This is a genomic window from Bacillus sp. AK031, from assembly GCF_053903065.1.
Map to the genome: position 1 here is coordinate 867,632 of NZ_CP096424.1, position 15,201 is coordinate 882,832.

The following is a 15,201-nucleotide window of genomic DNA, read 5'->3' on the forward strand; positions in this document are numbered from 1 at the left end:
CATGATTAAGACACTTCCTCTTTTTATGCGTAAAAGTCAGTATATCAATGACGTTTTTGATGCTGAAGGGAAACAGATTGCTGCACTAAATACGGACTTGGATGATATCAGGTTACAGATGGATGTTGATACAGCAACTTGGGGTCTGGACATTTTTGAAAAGGGATTGGACATCCCGGTCAATCACCAGAAGTCCTTTCAGGAGCGTCGCGGAGTCATTAAGTCAAAAATGCGCGGGTCCGGAAAGGTGGACGCAGTGCTGCTGAAAGTGGTAGCTGATTCTTATACAAATGGCGATGTAGTGGTTGATTTCGATGGTGCGATTTTCATTACTTTCACTTCTCAGATCGGCCGGCCGCCAAACCTTGAAGCATTGAAAGAAGCAATTGAGAATACGAAGCCGGCACACCTGCCAGTAACCTATGAATTTAGGTTCATAACGATGGGGGAAGTGAGCGCTATGACAATCGGAGAAGTAAATGCATTGCTGCTTGAAAATATGGGAGGAGGGGTCAACTAATGGCAAAGAAATATTCACCGGAATTAGATTTATATCTACCTGATCCGGTAACCGAAGGAAATGATAACTTCAACCTGGATACAATTTTGAATGAGAACTGGGGAAAGATTGATGAGTTCGCCAAGACACATCAGGCGGAAAGAGCGACACCAACTACTCTTGGTCATGTCAAAGCAGAAACCGATGAGGAAGGGAATTTAATTTTACCCGAATCCCAAAGTGTTTGGGAAGTCATAGCAGATGTAGAGTTAGCCTCGCACACTTATAGTGTCGTTTTTCAGAATTTAGACCTTAATCTATACAGATATTTAAAACTAATTATTAAGGCTAAAATTTACAGAGAATATGATTATAGGCTTAAACTAACTTTTAATGATAATGAAAATGAAATATACAGTTCTAACGCAGTCGGTGGGTATAACTCTGCTGGGATGTATTACAAAACAGGGCAAAGACGGTTTGCTATAGATAATTTACCAAAAGCATCAGGTAAGTTTGCTAGTATTACCGTTGACATCCAAAACTTACCCTACAAAGAAAAAACAATCGACTTCTCTAGTTTTTACATTCAAAACGGGACAGCTCCTTTCAAATATGCAGGTTCAGGAGTAATGGATTATACATCTCAAATTACGAAGATTTATCTTTCGTCTGAGGGACCTGTCGGAGAGAATTTGGCTGCAGGTTCAACTTTTACATTGTTAGGGGTGAAATAGTGTCTATTGAAAAGTTAATTATCACAAAAGAAGGACAGAATGTTTCTACACTGACAAATGAAGAGTTAGTTAGTCTGCAAATACAACAACAGGAATTAGAGAAAGAACAATCTACGCCTAAACCTCCTACTGCAGAAGAAAGAGTTTTGCAATTAGAACAAGAGAACGTCACTAACATGCTTGCTATGACGGATATGTACGAAGAGAACATTAAACTCAAGCAGGAAAACGTTGACACCATGATGGCGGTTACTGAACTGTATGAAATGATGTTAGGAGGTACTGTCTGATGGCTCAAATTTATGCAAACTTGATTCATAAAGGTTATAAAACAATTGATGATGTTCCTGAAAATTTAAGACCTGAAGTAGAGGCGTTGTTAGCAGATGCAGCTAATTAAACGTCTTTTTTATTTACTAAAATTAACTAAGGAGATGACTGATATGGCAACAATTTATGCGACTCTTATTGTAAAAGGATATAAAACTTATGCAGAGGTTCCAGAAACGATTAAACCACAGGTTGCGGAGGTATTAACGCAGCTGGAAGCAGATCACCTGATCACTGAGTAATGTCGCTTCAGGAAGATTATGTGCAGGATTTACAATGAGATTGTCGAATCCCTTTTATGAGGTGATAGAATGATAACCTACAAGGTTGCAGCAGTAAGGTTAGATGTAGTAAATGAGTCAGAGGAAATTGATTCTTATGATTTGCCGGACTTTGAAGTGAACGAAATTGATGAGGGATTTCTTTTGGATCTTGCAATGAATCATAACCCTAAAAAGTATAGGATTGCTAATCTATACGGTACTTATTCGAAGTATGAGAATGGAGTGCATATCCATACCGAGGATAGGGATTACGAGGGGGCTTATGATAATAGCAAGCTGAAATTAATGCGATTATCAATATATGATGGCGATAATATTATTGAATTAGTCAACCATTATCCGGATATTAAAGAAATGTATGATTATGAGTGAGGGCCAATATGGTCCTCTTTTTAATTGGGGAGGAATAGTGAATGGGGGAAACTTGGTTGTTTTTTGACTTTGAAACTCTTGATGTAGCGAAAGCTTATTTTTTTGGAAATGTTAAATTCTTAGATATCTTAATCTGGTTAACCATCGGGGATATAATCACTGGAATCGTCAAGGCATGGAAGTTTGGTAAGCTGCGCAGTAGAAGCGCCTGGTTTGGGTATGTTCGAAAGATGTTGACCTTCTTGGTGATTATAGTTGCAAATATGATGGATCAAGTCCTTGGCTTAAGTGGTGTCCTGACATTCGGGACCGTGCTCTTTTATATCAGCCAAGAAGTATTGTCCATTACTGAAAACCTCGCTCAAGTGGGTGTAAATGTTCCGAAAGCCATCACAGATCGCCTGCAGGTGATAGAAGATAAAAGCCAAGAAAATAAAGACCAAGGAATGAAGTAGGAGCTGCCAATCGGTGGCTCTTTTTAGTTTACTAAAAGGAGTGGTATACATGATTTATGTTGTCTTAAGAGATGGTGGCCATGGAGAGGGAACCCTCGGCAAACGAACACCATATATAAAATCCCTTGGCCGCCAGATAAAAGAGTATGAGTTCAATGAACCTGTCAGTCATCTATTCGGTGAAGAGTTAAAAAGACACGGTGTGATTGTACACGATATCTCACCTGGCACTTCTGATATCTCACTCACCAATAGAACAAATGAAGCTAACCGGCTGTTGAATTATTACATTAGAAAATATGGAGCTGCTAATGTAAGAGTGGTCTTAGTAAGCTTCCACTTCAACGCATTTGACGGTACATTTGAAGGAGCAAACCCAAGTGGTATCTCTGTTCACATACAGCCTGGCAGTATACATGCAAGGCGTTTAGCTGAACATGTAGGCAAATACCTTCGTCAAGGTACTAAACAGGTATATAGGGGCATTGTAGAACAGAATCTACACATCACCAGAGAGTTTGAAGGCGTGGGGATCCTAACGGAAAATGGATTCATGGATCACCAAATCGAAGCGGAGTTAATGCTTGATAAGGATTTCCAAAGAGAAGTAGCAAGGGAAACGGCTCAAGGCGTGCTGGAATACTTCGGACTATCGTATAAAAAGGAGGTTACTAAAGTGGCAGCACAAAAAGACGATGTAAAAGGGCATTGGGCAGAGAAGGAAATACTCAAAGCCAAGAAAGCCAAAATCATTCAAGGTCATGAAGATGGAACTTTTCGTCCAGATGAGCCAGTTACCCGAGGGCAGTTAGCTGTAATATTAGACAGAGCCGGGTTATTGAAATAACAATTTGGAGATGATATATAATCAACATTGAATTACTCCACAAAAAAGCCCTCATTCCTTATGGAGTGGGGGCTTTTTTCTATGTAACTAAATCATAGAAACTAATTTACTATATTCTTTCCCATTCGTTCTGAAGTAAAGAGTGTATTCGATACCATCATCTTCTACTGTCATAATAGTGCAGGATGTATCTTTCTTTCGGCCACCAATAGCCGCCCCGGCAATTAGTCCAAGTCCACCGGTTGCTACGCCACCAATTATTGCACCTGCTGCAGCTTTACCTGCACTTCGTTTTCCTTTTTCATCCCATTCTACCTTTTTTACGTTAAGGGTCACTAGACCAATTTTAAGTACTTTAGGATCAGCTCCCTGACGAATTGAAACTTGTTTTGGTTTTATTGTCGGATGACCGCCAATATAATCAAGCCTTATTTCTTTGGTTCTTCCAGCTTTGATAGCACGTTTTCGATCTTCGCTGTTCTTATTGGCTTGTTCTTTAGCGTTATTCAAATCGGCTTTAACTTGCTCTTTAATTTTATCGAGAAATCCCATACAATAGTCCCTCCTTAAGTCTATATATCTATTGTATTACAAATATTGGGTGAATAACCAGACAAATTAAAAAGGTAAGTTATCAAAATCAAACCCCACCTCTCCTGAGTTTACTATATAAATAATACCTCAATAACTCTTCAACCTTATTCCGGATCCTGGGATTAAAATAACTATGTAATTCTTCATATCCCTTGTAGAAGAACATGAACCTTGTAAAAGTATCGTCATGCTCAACCTGTTCAACCCTCATCCTACATTTTCTCATAGCCAAGTTAGTATCCTTCAAGTCCTTTTGGACAGCTTTCATTGCATTCTCAATCAAGTCCATATATGGCCGGTTTAACTTGAAATTACCTTGCTCAAAAACTTTCCAGTCCCGGTCAAGAACTGTGAGGAGCATAGGAAGGTACATGGCTTGCTCAATAATGTCACGGTCATGTTCAGGTATCCTGGTCATCTTTATTCCCTCTCAGCAGCAATGATTTCTTCAATAAGAATTCTATGGATATTATCATCAATTTCAAAAAGTATGTATTTCATTAGCATATCCACTTTTGCCACAATTCCAGTTAGTTTTCTAAAGAATCCACCCCTCCACACTGTGAGCTTAATAAAAACCGTGTAGTTTAATGATTCCATGACGATGATGCCGATTTCTTCAAACTCTTGCTCGTCCACTTCCGGCTTTCTTTGCCTGACTTCATCAATTGGTATTTGTCTTATTAATTTTACATGTTCAGGCATAAAGAAAGCCGACTGCCATTTTATTTTCCCTCGGTCATTGATCATCCCGTTTCATCTCCTTATACCATTAATTATACAAACATTTGTTCGTAAATCAACTTGAAATCGAACTATCGTTCGTATAAAATTAGGTCAAAAGGAGTTGATACTGATGAACTGCTTGTTTAAAACCTCATTGAAGAATAAGTTACCCATTGAACTAATCTATATAAATAACCAGGGAGTAATCTCACAAAGAGCTGTGATTATGAGGAAAATAACGCCTGATAGCATATTAACTTATGACATGAAAAAACAGCAGCTGAGGTCCTTTAAACAGGCAAACATCTTATCAGCTGCCAAACAACGAAGGAGACTAAATCATGGCTGAATTAACCCAGAGACAGAAAGAAGTACTGGAAGCAATAAGCGAGTATGGAAACAAAAATAACTATCCACCAGCATACCGAGATATCGGTGAAATGGTTGGTCTAAAGTCATCATCCACAGTGAGCTGGTTTCTTCATAAACTCAAAGAAAAAGGATATATCAGTTGGGAGCCCACTCAACCAAGGACTCTCCGTGTAATAAAAACCGCCTCTTAATTGAGACGGTTTTTTTGTGTTCAGTAAAGGAATATTTGTCTACATACTGTCATAACCATTTATCAAGTAGTTCAGAAGTGGACTGCAAATACAAGGGTAGGGGAGAGGTTGAAATGACAATCAAAAAAGTATCACTCTGTTTAAACGTTGATGATCCGGAACAAAAGGTGCTTCATGATTTCGTGACTAAACTTCCTAATGGGGGCAAACGAAACGGAAGCCAGTTTTTGAAAACTCTGGTGGACAGAGAGTACCAAAGATCACTCCAAAAAAAAGAGGTAATTAAGACATCTGGAGGCGGGATCACCTTAAGATTATGACCTCCCTCCTCCATGTCCCTTTTGTTACATTGTTACACGGTTGACACTGTCAATTGTCATGACATTTGGAAGGGGGTGTTTTGATGATAGAAGGAAAGGGGTTAGGAAATAAGAAAGTAAATCGAGTGAACATCTCACTGAACAATAAGATGAGCGCAAAACTAAATAGGTTGTCCACAGCTTGTAACATGAAACCTACCACTCTCGCCTGTCTCTTGGTTGAGACTTGTTTGAATGATCCCGAGTTCGTATTTAAGTTGCAGCAGGAACATAGTATTGATTCTGCTTATAGAATTGTTCCTGTGAAAGATTTTAATACCGGGGAGCTGCAATACATTCTGAATGAGAGGTGATTGATGTGGACTGGGTAAGTTTTGGGACCGGCGTAATGAGTACCATTTTTCTGTTTGCTATTTGGCCAGACAAAGATGAGTCTGAAGAAGATGATGTAGTGATGCAAGACGATGAAATGAAAATCAACGATTTTACGGTCAGACACGTCACACTATCCTGCCAGACCTGCCGAAAGTTAAAAAGGCATAAGGAAATCCAACCGAATCTATTCCAGTGTGTGAAGTGCAAAAGGCACGTTGATATACGAACTGCATAGAAGTATGATATAAAAAAAGGAGCTCCTATATGGAAGCTCAAAATTTTAATTACATACCTGTATAAGAGTTAATTACGCATGTGCAAAGTTGATGACAGGATCACTTGAACCCTGTGAATCAACATAAATAGTCGTCTCAGAACCAACAAGTGCGATATCGGCGCCATCGGCAAGCAAGGTTGTCATCGTTTTATCGCCGCCCCATGTCGTCGTTAATTCAACGTCGAGACCTTCGTCTTCAAAGAAGCCTTTTTCCAGGGCGACATACTGAGGTGCATAGAAAATGGATCGCGTTACTTCAGCAACTTTCACTTTTTGCGCTTTCTGTTCTTCTTGGGCGCACCCCCACATACCAACTGAAAGAATGAGAATCATAAATAATAAAACACTAAGTTTCAGCAGCCTTTTCAAAATGGTTCCTCTCCTTTAGCCTGCCAATCCCCGCCGCATATGGCTGCATAGAGTCGATGCAGGCGGGATGAAAGACAGATATTGTTTGCTACATATCGTATGTAAAAATAAAATTTGTGTGATAGCCTATAAATCGAAGAAAGGGTGAGACGATGAAAAGCGGCACAATTCTTGAAAAAACAATCTTCCCGTCACCGAATCCGGCAGTTGAACTATTTTCTGTTACCTACTGTGCAGACGGCCTCCGGGTGAAGGGCTTGCTTGCCCAGCCAAAAAATGATGGAGTGTATCCCGGCTTTCTATATCTTAGAGGAGGAATCAAAAATATTGGGCAGGTAAGACCTGCGCGTATTGCGCAGTTTGCTTCTGAAGGCTTTGTCGTCTTCGCGCCTTTTTACCGGGGCAATCAAGGAGGAGAAGGGAATGAGGACTTTGCCGGAGACGACCGACACGATGCTTTCGCTGCCTTTGATTTACTCGCTGACAATCCTAAAGTGGCAGGGAGGAAAGTCCATGTCTTTGGGTTTTCCAGAGGAGGCGTAATGGCTCTCCTCACAGCTATCGAGAAGCAGGAAACAGCATCGGTGGTCACTTGGGGCGGGGTATCCGATATGGTTCTGACTTACCGAGAACGAAAGGATTTGCGCAGGATGATGAAGAGAGTTATTGGGGGAACACCCAATAAATATCCGATGCGGTATAAATGGAGGACCCCGCTGTACCATTTAGAGGAAATAAGTGCACCTGTACTTATCATACATGGCGAGAAGGATCATAATGTATCCATTGATCATGCATATAAGCTTGAAAAAAGACTAAAAGAACTGGACAAAATGGTAGATACCTATTATTTTGAGAACTATACACATTATTTTCCGCCGGCAATCAACCGTGAAATTGTTCAGATGGTCTGCAGCTGGATGAAGAAACAAAGCGTGTGACATAGCAGGATGGAACAATTAAAGTTTAAGGGAGTGTTCCTAATGGGAATGGGTTTGGAATTAAATACAATGATTGTGACCAAAGGAAATGAAGAACGAATGGAAGAGAACTTTTTCCAGCTTGTAAAAGAGGGATATCGTTTATATCCGATGGAAATACCAGTCGAAGTGAAAAAGACGAAGGAAGCAGATACGAATGGGATGGGTGTGATCAGGAAGCTTCAGTGGGAAAATGGCCAAACGATCATTACTTATCAATTAACATCCTTGAACAGCACAAATTGATAAAAGGCTGATTCAAAGAGATTGTTGAGCGGGCGAAAAATAACTAAATTATCAGGACATAAAAAAGAGGCAGGCTCAAAATTGGGAGCATGCCTCTTTTTCATATTATGCGTTAAGTGGACCGCCTTTAGATTGAATTTCTTCTGGAACGTTATTGAACTTCGTGAAGTTTTTCTTGAACTTGCCTGCAAGCTCTTTCGCTTTTTCCACATAAGCTTCTTCATCCGTCCATGTTTTACGCGGTTGCAGTACTTCATCAGGTACACCTGGTACATGAATTGGAATTTGAAGGCCGAAAATGTCGTCAGTCGCTGTTTCAACATTAGCCAGTTCACCTTCAAGTGCAGCTTGAACCATAGCGCGTGTATAAGAAAGCTTCATTCTGCTGCCGACACCATACTCTCCGCCAGTCCAGCCAGTGTTCACAAGGTATACTTGAGCATTGTGCTCATCGATTTTCTTACCTAGCATCTCTGCATATACTGTTGCAGGAAGCGGCAGGAATGGAGAACCGAAGCATGTTGAGAACGTTGCCTGTGGAGAAGTGATTCCTCTCTCAGTGCCAGCCAGTTTAGAAGTATAACCACTTAAGAAATGATACATTGCTTGTTCCTTTGTCAGTTTGCTGATTGGAGGCAATACGCCGAAGGCATCAGCAGTAAGGAAGATGATTGTGTTAGGGTGACCGGCAACACTTGGATCAACAATGTTATCGATTGCTTGAAGCGGGTATGCTGCACGTGTGTTTTCTGTCAGTGTGTTATCTTCGTAATCCGGAATGCGGGTGTTTTCATCGACAACCACATTTTCAAGCACAGAACCAAAACGGATCGCATCAAAGATTTGGGGTTCTTTTTCACGAGTAAGGTCGATAGTCTTTGCGTAGCATCCGCCCTCTATATTAAATACCCCATTTGGAGACCAGCCGTGCTCATCATCACCAATCAAGCGGCGGTTAGGGTCAGCAGATAGAGTTGTTTTACCTGTTCCGGAAAGTCCGAAGAACAATGCTACGTCACCTTCCTGGCCTACGTTAGCCGAACAGTGCATGGAAAGGATATCATTTTCAGGTAGCATAAAGTTCATCACAGAGAAGATTGATTTCTTCATTTCGCCCGCGTACTCTGTACCGCCGATCAGTACGGTTCTTTTTTCAAAAGAAACAATGATGAATGTTTCAGAGTTTGTGCCGTCAACAGCTGGATCCGCTTTGAAAGTTGGAGCTGAAATGACTGTAAATTCAGCTTTGTGGCCTTTTATCTCATCTGCACTTGGACGGATGAAAAGCTGGTGGGCAAACAGATTGTGCCAAGCATATTCATTCACTACACGGATTGGCATGCGGTGCTTTGGATCAGCGCCGGCGAATCCTTTGAATTCAAAAATTTCTTCTTTATCTTGTAAGTAATCAATGACTTTATTATAAAGATTATCAAATTTATCTGAAGAAATAGGCTGGTTTACAGAACCCCAAGAAATTTTATCTTTTGTTGAAGGTTCTTCTACAATGAATTTATCCTGTGGAGAACGGCCTGTATATTTTCCTGTCTCTGCACGGACTGCCCCTGAAGCCGTAAGAATTCCTTCATTGCGGTTCAGAACTTTTTCAACTAATTGAGGTACAGATAATTGTACTTTTGTATTTTTTCCGTTAAGTAATTCATTTAGTTTATTAGACAGGCTAATTGAAGTCATTTTTTTATAACCTTCCTTTGTTCTGTATTTAATGCTCTGCCTCAAAGGCTGAAGCTTCTCCCATAAAGCTTCAGCCTTCAAAAAAGAGCCTTATTTAATTACCCCTTTGCTTTCTCAAGAATTAGTATAACACAATAAAACCATTAGTCTATACTATTTAATTATTTTTACTCGATGTTTTTAAATTGTCACAATTTTAAAGGTGAAATACAAGAATTTTTTGAGAGCGCTGACATAATTGCTGTATTAATGATTTAGTCATAAATGGTGGTGAGTAAACATTTATTTCTGAAAAACCCCGGAATAATATATATTAAGTTATGCTATTACGATTTTATCGAATTGTGAACGTTTGTAAAGAAGTTTCTCTTATATAGGAAGGTTTAATTGAATAACGTGGTTTTCAGGGGTTATAAAAATGGTTGGTTTGTACGTGATGAAAAGCTTGTTTCTCTGTTACAGAATACTTTGCAGTGGGCCTTTCTCCTTGTGGCTGTAGGGAAAGTTACGATGGTGAGTGGAAAATTAAGTGTTCTTAGAACGGTTGTAGAGACAGTTAGAGAAGAGTATGCGAAATTAAATGTTCTTTAATCTGCCCAGAGACACTTAGAAAGGAAATTACTAAATCAAGTGTCTTTAAAATGGTGTATAAGAACCAGCAGAAGCAAGTAGATTTGTGCAGCTGAAATAAGTTGCACAATAAGGAAATAAAACTGTTGACACGTTTTGACAAAGTAAGTTAATATTGACCCTTGAACGGATACTCTTATTCCGAGCTGGTGGAGGGACAGCCCCAATGAAACCCAGCAACCTGCTTGAAAAATATACTTGTCAGAAGTATTCAAAAGGATTGGTCCAAACAAGGAGATAACCTCTTTGTCTGTTTGTTTGAACCAAAATCATTCTTAATGATTTAAGCTGTATTGCTTATCCTGATGACACAGTAATCTGATATAAGGTCATTTTTTAAGCAAAGGTGCTAATCTGATGCAAGGTTCTCCTTGATCAATAAGAGTGAAAGGCGCGGCTTTAAATCATAACCTTTCCTCTTTAATAGACGGGAAGGTTTTTTTTATTGAGAATTTCTGCCCCTGCAGATGAAGTCTTTTGATAAAAACACCATGTTTACTTCATACTACTAAGGGAATGAGTACCGTGATTAACTACCTGAGAACAGGCCATTCTGTTCAGCCAATTATTTTTCTTAAGGGAGGAACACCGATGTCAAAAAAACGTCGTCTGTTTACATCTGAGTCCGTAACGGAAGGACATCCAGATAAAATTTGTGACCAAATTTCCGATTCAATCCTAGATGCAATTCTAACTAATGACCCGAACGCACGTGTAGCATGTGAAACGTCTGTTACAACTGGTCTTGTTTTGGTTGCTGGAGAAATTACAACTAGTACTTACGTAGATATTCCGAAAATTGTACGTGAAACAATCAGAGGAATCGGCTATACTCGTGCGAAATACGGTTTCGATGCTGAAACATGTGCTGTCTTGACTTCCATCGATGAGCAGTCTGCTGATATTGCAATGGGTGTGGACCAGGCGCTTGAAGCACGTGAAGGACAAATGAGCGACGAAGAAATCGAAGCAATCGGAGCTGGTGACCAAGGTCTGATGTTCGGTTTCGCTTGTAATGAAACGAAGGAGCTTATGCCTCTTCCAATCTCATTAGCTCATAAAATTTCCCGCCGCTTGACTGAAGTGCGTAAAGACGATGTGCTTCCATATCTTCGTCCTGATGGTAAAACTCAGGTAACGGTTGAGTATGATGAAAATGACAAACCTGTCCGCATTGATACAATCGTTATCTCTACACAGCATCATCCGGAGGTTTCTTTAGAGCGTATCCAAAGAAACCTGAAAGAATATGTCATTGATCCGGTTGTACCGAAAGAGCTTATTGATGAAGATACAAAGTACTTCATCAACCCTACTGGACGCTTCGTTATCGGCGGACCTCAAGGGGATGCCGGTTTGACTGGCCGTAAAATCATCGTTGATACTTATGGCGGTTATGCTCGTCACGGCGGCGGTGCATTCTCAGGAAAGGATGCGACGAAAGTTGACCGTTCCGCTGCTTATGCTGCACGTTATGTTGCCAAAAACCTTGTCGCTGCAGGATTGGCTGATAAATGTGAAGTTCAGCTTGCCTATGCAATCGGTGTAGCACAGCCGGTATCAATCTCTATCGACACATTCGGAACAAGCGATGTTTCTGAAGATGTTCTGATCGACGTTGTCCGCAACAACTTCGACCTTCGTCCTGCAGGCATCATCAAGATGCTTGATCTTCGCCGTCCGATTTACAAACAGACAGCTGCTTACGGCCACTTTGGCAGAAGCGACCTTGATCTTCCATGGGAGCGCACTGACAAAGCTGCGGCCCTTAAAGAGCAGGCAAAAGCGTAATAGAATAATGACTGTTAAAGCCCGGAGTATATTGCTTCGGGTTTTATTGTATGTGAAACCAGGATTACTTCGGCTGGTCAAGCACAGTTAAAAGGAAAATTTAACATTTTCGGTGTCATGAAGAGGGGTGGGACCGTGGAATTGGAAAAAACAAAAATTGGCGTTATCATTAGGCTGCTATGGCATCACGGAATCGGAAAAATCAAAAACCGGCGATGTCAAAAGCTCCAAAACTAAAAACCCTCTCCATCAAAAAGGAGAGGGCTGCTACTGCAAATGATTACTTTCCCGATGAAAGAATAACTCCCATGGATAATGGGTAAAAAAACAGTAAAATCTATTACTTAAGAGGTTTCAATGATTTGTAGTACTGTCCTTTTTCGGCGTACTCCCTTGAGATCCGCTTCATTTCGCTGATATCGTGATCATTCAATTCCCTGATGACCTTGGCCGGCCTTCCGAAGGCCATGCTGTTCGGCGGGATGACCGTTCCAGGGGTGACAAGGCTTCCGGCACCAATAAAAGCCCCTTCACCTATTTCGGCATTATCGAGTATGGTTGACCCCATGCCAATCAGTGCCTTTTTCCTGATTTTACAACTATGTAAGATGACACTGTGACCGATGGTGACTTCGTCTTCCAAGATCAATGGATTGTCAGGGCTTTGATGGAGAACAGAATTATCCTGAATGTTGACCTTGTTCCCAATGATGGTAGGTGCGACATCGCCGCGGATGACGCTGTTAAACCATACTGAGGATTCTTCGCCTATCTCGACATCACCTGTAACTGTTACATAATCAGCAATATAGGCGCTTTCGGCTATCTTTGGCTTTTTGCCATTATATTCATAAATCATTGTACTACTCCTTTCAAAGGACAGTTATAATTAGTCTTAATAATTTGAGTGTATCATTATTGAAAGTAACTATCATTATTTTAGAATGAAGATTTAAGGAGGAATTGCCATGTGGAAATGGGAAACGGATCAGGAGGCTAAGGCGGTTATCGTCATTATACACGGTGCTATGGAGCATCATGGCCGTTACGGGTGGCTCATTGAAATGTGGCGGACATCCGGGTATCATGTCATCATGGGAGATCTGCCGGGGCAAGGCATGACATCAAGGGCTCAAAGAGGACATGTTGATGCCTTTGACGAATACATTGTCGAGGTGAAGGACTGGATTCAGGCTGCCTATCAATTTGACTTGCCTGTATTCTTGATCGGCCACAGTATGGGCGGGCTGGTTGCAGCAAGGCTTATGCAGGAATCCCATATCAACCTTGCAGGCCTGATACTTTCATCTCCATGCCTGGGCCTTGTGGATTCACCGCCAAAACCGCTTCAATTCATTTCCCATATTTTAAACAAAGTGGCGCCGCAAGTGAGATTTTCATCAGGATTGACTGTTGACCTTGCGACTCGAAACCAGGATGTAAGGGAAATAGACAGCAATGATTCATTGTATGTCACCAAAGTGTCTGTGCGCTGGTACAGGGAACTCGACAAGGCAATGAAGCTGGTTTTTGCCAACATGGATAAAATGCCGGATGTTCCTTTGTTGGTCATGCAGGGCGGAGATGATAAGATTGTAGATAAGTCACTCGTGAAAAAATGGTTCAATGAGCTCTCCCTATCTGAAATGCATTATAAAGAATGGTCGAAGTGCTATCATGAAATATTTAATGAACCTGAACGGGACGATGTATTCGAATATGCCAAAACCTTTGTAGAGTCAAGATTGAAAACGATCGGTTATGTAGTCAAAGAATAGCTTTTTCAAAACCTAATTGAGCGAGGTGAAGTATATGTCCATTCCCACTCATCCTTTTTCATTGATGAGTCAGGTTTATCGAAAGGTATTCCCTGTGGTCCACAGCGAACTTGAAGGGTGGTCAAGCAAGGCTGAAGCTATTCCGAATGATGAACTGAAAACCCAGGCCCTTGCAAGTATCCTCCATAAAACGTTCCATTGTGAAGGGGGATCGATCCTGGCCCTGCTTGCTCAATGGAAAAGGGAAAGTGCAATCAGATTCATAGTCGCGTATCAGACAATCAGTGACTACCTGGATAACTTATGTGACAGAAGCACTTCTCTGGATCCAGAGGATTTTTCAGCTCTCCATGAATCAATGAAAGACGCTCTTACAGTAGGTGCTCCACTGCGCCAGTATTACAGACACAGAGAAGATCAGGATGACGGTGGTTATCTGAATGAGCTGGTGCTGACATGTCAATCCGTGCTGTCAGATGTTCCGGGTTATCCTGTCATAAAACCTTATTTACATGAACTCTGTGATTATTACTGTGACTTGCAAATACATAAACATGTTAAAAAAGAAGAGCGAACCGACCGGTTAAAAAGCTGGTTCGAGCAGTATAAGGATACACTGCCAGAAATGGATTGGTATGAATTTTCTGCCTGTTCCGGCTCAACTCTGGGGATTTTTTGCCTTGTGTCCTATGGGCTGCGTGAGGATTTTGAAAGCTTTCAGGCTGACTCTATCCGAAACGGATACTTTCCATATATTCAAGGTTTACATATTCTGCTTGACTATTTTATCGATCAGGAAGAAGATATTGAAGGCGGAGACCTCAACTTCTGTTTCTACTATGAAAGCGAAGAAGAAATGAAAGGGAGGCTTCTTCATTTCCTCAAAAAGGCTGATGAGAATACAAGCCAGCTTCCCCATGCAGGTTTCCATCGTCTAATAAATAAGGGGTTGATAGGAGTCTATCTTTCAGACGAGAAAGCTTGGAGACAGCAAAATGTTTTCAGCTTTTCAAAAGAGTTCCTTAATGCATCAGGCTGGATAACCAAATTTTTTTATTATAATGGAAAAATATACCGGAAGCTGCAGGGCTGGAAGAAAAGCTCCTGAATGATGAAGATGACCATGAAAAATGGTCATCTTTTTTTTTCGTGAATTTGGGGTAATGAGTCAATCTGAACCATTTCCAGGACTTGGATTGGTTCAATTTTACATCCTTGCAGGACAAATGACCTTAATTCAATCCCGGGTAATAAAACAAATAAATTCCTAATTATGTAATAGAGTGTATCTTTCATCCTAAATAGGGGTTTTTATTATAGTGCTATAGATTCT

At 40.7% G+C, this 15,201-nt stretch carries 23 protein-coding genes, 1 pseudogene and 1 riboswitch; of the genes and pseudogenes, 18 read left to right on the forward strand and 6 right to left on the reverse strand.

The window, feature by feature from the left end:
• Nucleotide 1 precedes the first annotated feature (1 nt).
• The 8 genes from M1E09_RS04340 (at nt 2) to M1E09_RS04375 (ending at nt 3,524) form a co-directional block, all read left to right on the forward strand.
• Entirely contained in the window at nt 2-520 is a 519-nt protein-coding gene (locus tag M1E09_RS04340; protein ID WP_456274897.1) for a putative phage tail protein, read from the forward strand.
• Nucleotides 520-1,236, forward strand: coding sequence for a hypothetical protein (locus M1E09_RS04345; protein WP_456273638.1), 717 nt, complete (start codon nt 520-522; stop codon nt 1,234-1,236). Before M1E09_RS04340 ends, M1E09_RS04345 begins: the two co-directional genes overlap by 1 nt.
• Nucleotides 1,236-1,526, forward strand: a complete 291-nt coding sequence (locus M1E09_RS04350; protein WP_456273639.1) for a hypothetical protein — start codon at nt 1,236-1,238, stop codon at nt 1,524-1,526. Before M1E09_RS04345 ends, M1E09_RS04350 begins: the two co-directional genes overlap by 1 nt.
• Nucleotides 1,526-1,636: a CD1375 family protein gene (locus tag M1E09_RS04355; RefSeq protein ID WP_456273640.1), complete on the forward strand. Its 111-nt coding sequence runs from the start codon at nt 1,526-1,528 to the stop codon at nt 1,634-1,636. Before M1E09_RS04350 ends, M1E09_RS04355 begins: the two co-directional genes overlap by 1 nt.
• A gap of 43 nt (nt 1,637-1,679) precedes the next feature.
• Nucleotides 1,680-1,808, forward strand: a complete 129-nt coding sequence (locus tag M1E09_RS04360; RefSeq protein ID WP_456273641.1) for a CD1375 family protein — start codon at nt 1,680-1,682, stop codon at nt 1,806-1,808.
• A gap of 69 nt (nt 1,809-1,877) precedes the next feature.
• The gene (locus M1E09_RS04365) at nt 1,878-2,222 is read left to right on the forward strand and encodes a hypothetical protein (RefSeq protein WP_456273642.1); all 345 of its coding nucleotides are present in this window, start codon (nt 1,878-1,880) and stop codon (nt 2,220-2,222) included.
• A gap of 41 nt (nt 2,223-2,263) precedes the next feature.
• Nucleotides 2,264-2,677 (forward strand): phage holin family protein, encoded by a 414-nt coding sequence (locus M1E09_RS04370; protein ID WP_456273643.1) that lies wholly within the window; start codon nt 2,264-2,266, stop codon nt 2,675-2,677.
• 49 nt (nt 2,678-2,726) lie between these two features.
• Nucleotides 2,727-3,524, forward strand: a complete 798-nt coding sequence (locus tag M1E09_RS04375; protein WP_456273644.1) for an N-acetylmuramoyl-L-alanine amidase — start codon at nt 2,727-2,729, stop codon at nt 3,522-3,524.
• An 87-nt stretch (nt 3,525-3,611) separates the two neighbouring features.
• On the opposite strand, the gene M1E09_RS04380 is transcribed toward M1E09_RS04375, so the two are convergent.
• The 3 genes from M1E09_RS04380 to M1E09_RS04390 all read right to left on the reverse strand — a co-directional run bounded on the left by M1E09_RS04380 (nt 3,612) and on the right by M1E09_RS04390 (nt 4,868).
• Nucleotides 3,612-4,076 (reverse strand): hypothetical protein, encoded by a 465-nt coding sequence (locus tag M1E09_RS04380; RefSeq protein ID WP_456273646.1) that lies wholly within the window; start codon nt 4,074-4,076, stop codon nt 3,612-3,614.
• Between the two features lie 88 nt (nt 4,077-4,164).
• Nucleotides 4,165-4,536: a hypothetical protein gene (locus M1E09_RS04385; protein ID WP_456273647.1), complete on the reverse strand. Its 372-nt coding sequence runs from the start codon at nt 4,534-4,536 to the stop codon at nt 4,165-4,167.
• A gap of 2 nt (nt 4,537-4,538) precedes the next feature.
• Nucleotides 4,539-4,868 carry a YolD-like family protein gene (locus tag M1E09_RS04390; RefSeq protein WP_456273648.1) on the reverse strand — a complete coding sequence of 110 codons (330 nt, stop codon included), beginning with the start codon at nt 4,866-4,868 and terminating at the stop codon, nt 4,539-4,541.
• A gap of 317 nt (nt 4,869-5,185) precedes the next feature.
• On the opposite strand from M1E09_RS04390, the gene M1E09_RS04395 reads away from it, so the two are divergent.
• The 4 genes from M1E09_RS04395 (at nt 5,186) to M1E09_RS04410 (ending at nt 6,337) form a co-directional block, all read left to right on the forward strand.
• Complete coding sequence (locus M1E09_RS04395) at nt 5,186-5,407, forward strand: LexA family protein (protein WP_456273649.1); 222 nt, start codon at nt 5,186-5,188, stop codon at nt 5,405-5,407.
• Between the two features lie 113 nt (nt 5,408-5,520).
• Nucleotides 5,521-5,727 (forward strand): hypothetical protein, encoded by a 207-nt coding sequence (locus M1E09_RS04400; RefSeq protein ID WP_456273650.1) that lies wholly within the window; start codon nt 5,521-5,523, stop codon nt 5,725-5,727.
• 83 nt (nt 5,728-5,810) lie between these two features.
• Nucleotides 5,811-6,080 (forward strand): hypothetical protein, encoded by a 270-nt coding sequence (locus tag M1E09_RS04405; RefSeq protein ID WP_456273651.1) that lies wholly within the window; start codon nt 5,811-5,813, stop codon nt 6,078-6,080.
• A gap of 5 nt (nt 6,081-6,085) precedes the next feature.
• A complete protein-coding gene (locus tag M1E09_RS04410) occupies nt 6,086-6,337 on the forward strand; it encodes a hypothetical protein (RefSeq protein WP_456273652.1) in 252 nt (83 codons plus the stop codon).
• 81 nt (nt 6,338-6,418) lie between these two features.
• On the opposite strand, the pseudogene M1E09_RS04415 reads toward M1E09_RS04410, so the two are convergent.
• A pseudogene (locus M1E09_RS04415) lies at nt 6,419-6,688 on the reverse strand (ABC transporter substrate-binding protein); the annotation flags it as partial.
• A gap of 212 nt (nt 6,689-6,900) precedes the next feature.
• On the opposite strand from M1E09_RS04415, the gene M1E09_RS04420 reads away from it, so the two are divergent.
• Together M1E09_RS04420 and M1E09_RS04425 are read left to right on the forward strand one after the other, a co-directional pair.
• The gene (locus M1E09_RS04420) at nt 6,901-7,689 is read left to right on the forward strand and encodes an alpha/beta hydrolase family protein (protein WP_456273653.1); all 789 of its coding nucleotides are present in this window, start codon (nt 6,901-6,903) and stop codon (nt 7,687-7,689) included.
• Nucleotides 7,690-7,731: 42 nt separating this feature from the next.
• Entirely contained in the window at nt 7,732-7,974 is a 243-nt protein-coding gene (locus M1E09_RS04425; protein ID WP_456273654.1) for a DUF2584 domain-containing protein, read from the forward strand.
• Between the two features lie 105 nt (nt 7,975-8,079).
• Here the strand turns inward: M1E09_RS04425 and pckA are convergent, their stop codons facing one another.
• Nucleotides 8,080-9,669, reverse strand: coding sequence for a phosphoenolpyruvate carboxykinase (ATP) (pckA, locus tag M1E09_RS04430; protein ID WP_456273655.1), 1,590 nt, complete (start codon nt 9,667-9,669; stop codon nt 8,080-8,082).
• Between the two features lie 387 nt (nt 9,670-10,056).
• Here pckA and M1E09_RS04435 point away from each other — a divergent pair, with 387 nt between their 5' ends.
• Together M1E09_RS04435 and metK are read left to right on the forward strand one after the other, a co-directional pair.
• Complete coding sequence (locus M1E09_RS04435; RefSeq protein WP_456273656.1) at nt 10,057-10,260, forward strand: hypothetical protein; 204 nt, start codon at nt 10,057-10,059, stop codon at nt 10,258-10,260.
• A gap of 172 nt (nt 10,261-10,432) precedes the next feature.
• Nucleotides 10,433-10,684: riboswitch (SAM riboswitch) on the forward strand.
• A gap of 206 nt (nt 10,685-10,890) precedes the next feature.
• Nucleotides 10,891-12,090, forward strand: a complete 1,200-nt coding sequence (metK, locus tag M1E09_RS04440; protein WP_456273657.1) for a methionine adenosyltransferase — start codon at nt 10,891-10,893, stop codon at nt 12,088-12,090.
• A gap of 340 nt (nt 12,091-12,430) precedes the next feature.
• Here the strand turns inward: metK and M1E09_RS04445 are convergent, their stop codons facing one another.
• A complete protein-coding gene (locus M1E09_RS04445) occupies nt 12,431-12,949 on the reverse strand; it encodes a gamma carbonic anhydrase (RefSeq protein ID WP_456273658.1) in 519 nt (172 codons plus the stop codon).
• 109 nt (nt 12,950-13,058) lie between these two features.
• Between M1E09_RS04445 and M1E09_RS04450 the strand changes: the two genes are divergently transcribed.
• Together M1E09_RS04450 and M1E09_RS04455 are read left to right on the forward strand one after the other, a co-directional pair.
• Nucleotides 13,059-13,868 carry an alpha/beta hydrolase gene (locus M1E09_RS04450; RefSeq protein ID WP_456273659.1) on the forward strand — a complete coding sequence of 270 codons (810 nt, stop codon included), beginning with the start codon at nt 13,059-13,061 and terminating at the stop codon, nt 13,866-13,868.
• A 34-nt stretch (nt 13,869-13,902) separates the two neighbouring features.
• A complete protein-coding gene (locus tag M1E09_RS04455; protein WP_456273660.1) occupies nt 13,903-14,976 on the forward strand; it encodes a tetraprenyl-beta-curcumene synthase family protein in 1,074 nt (357 codons plus the stop codon).
• The last annotated feature ends 225 nt before the right edge of the window (nt 14,977-15,201 follow it).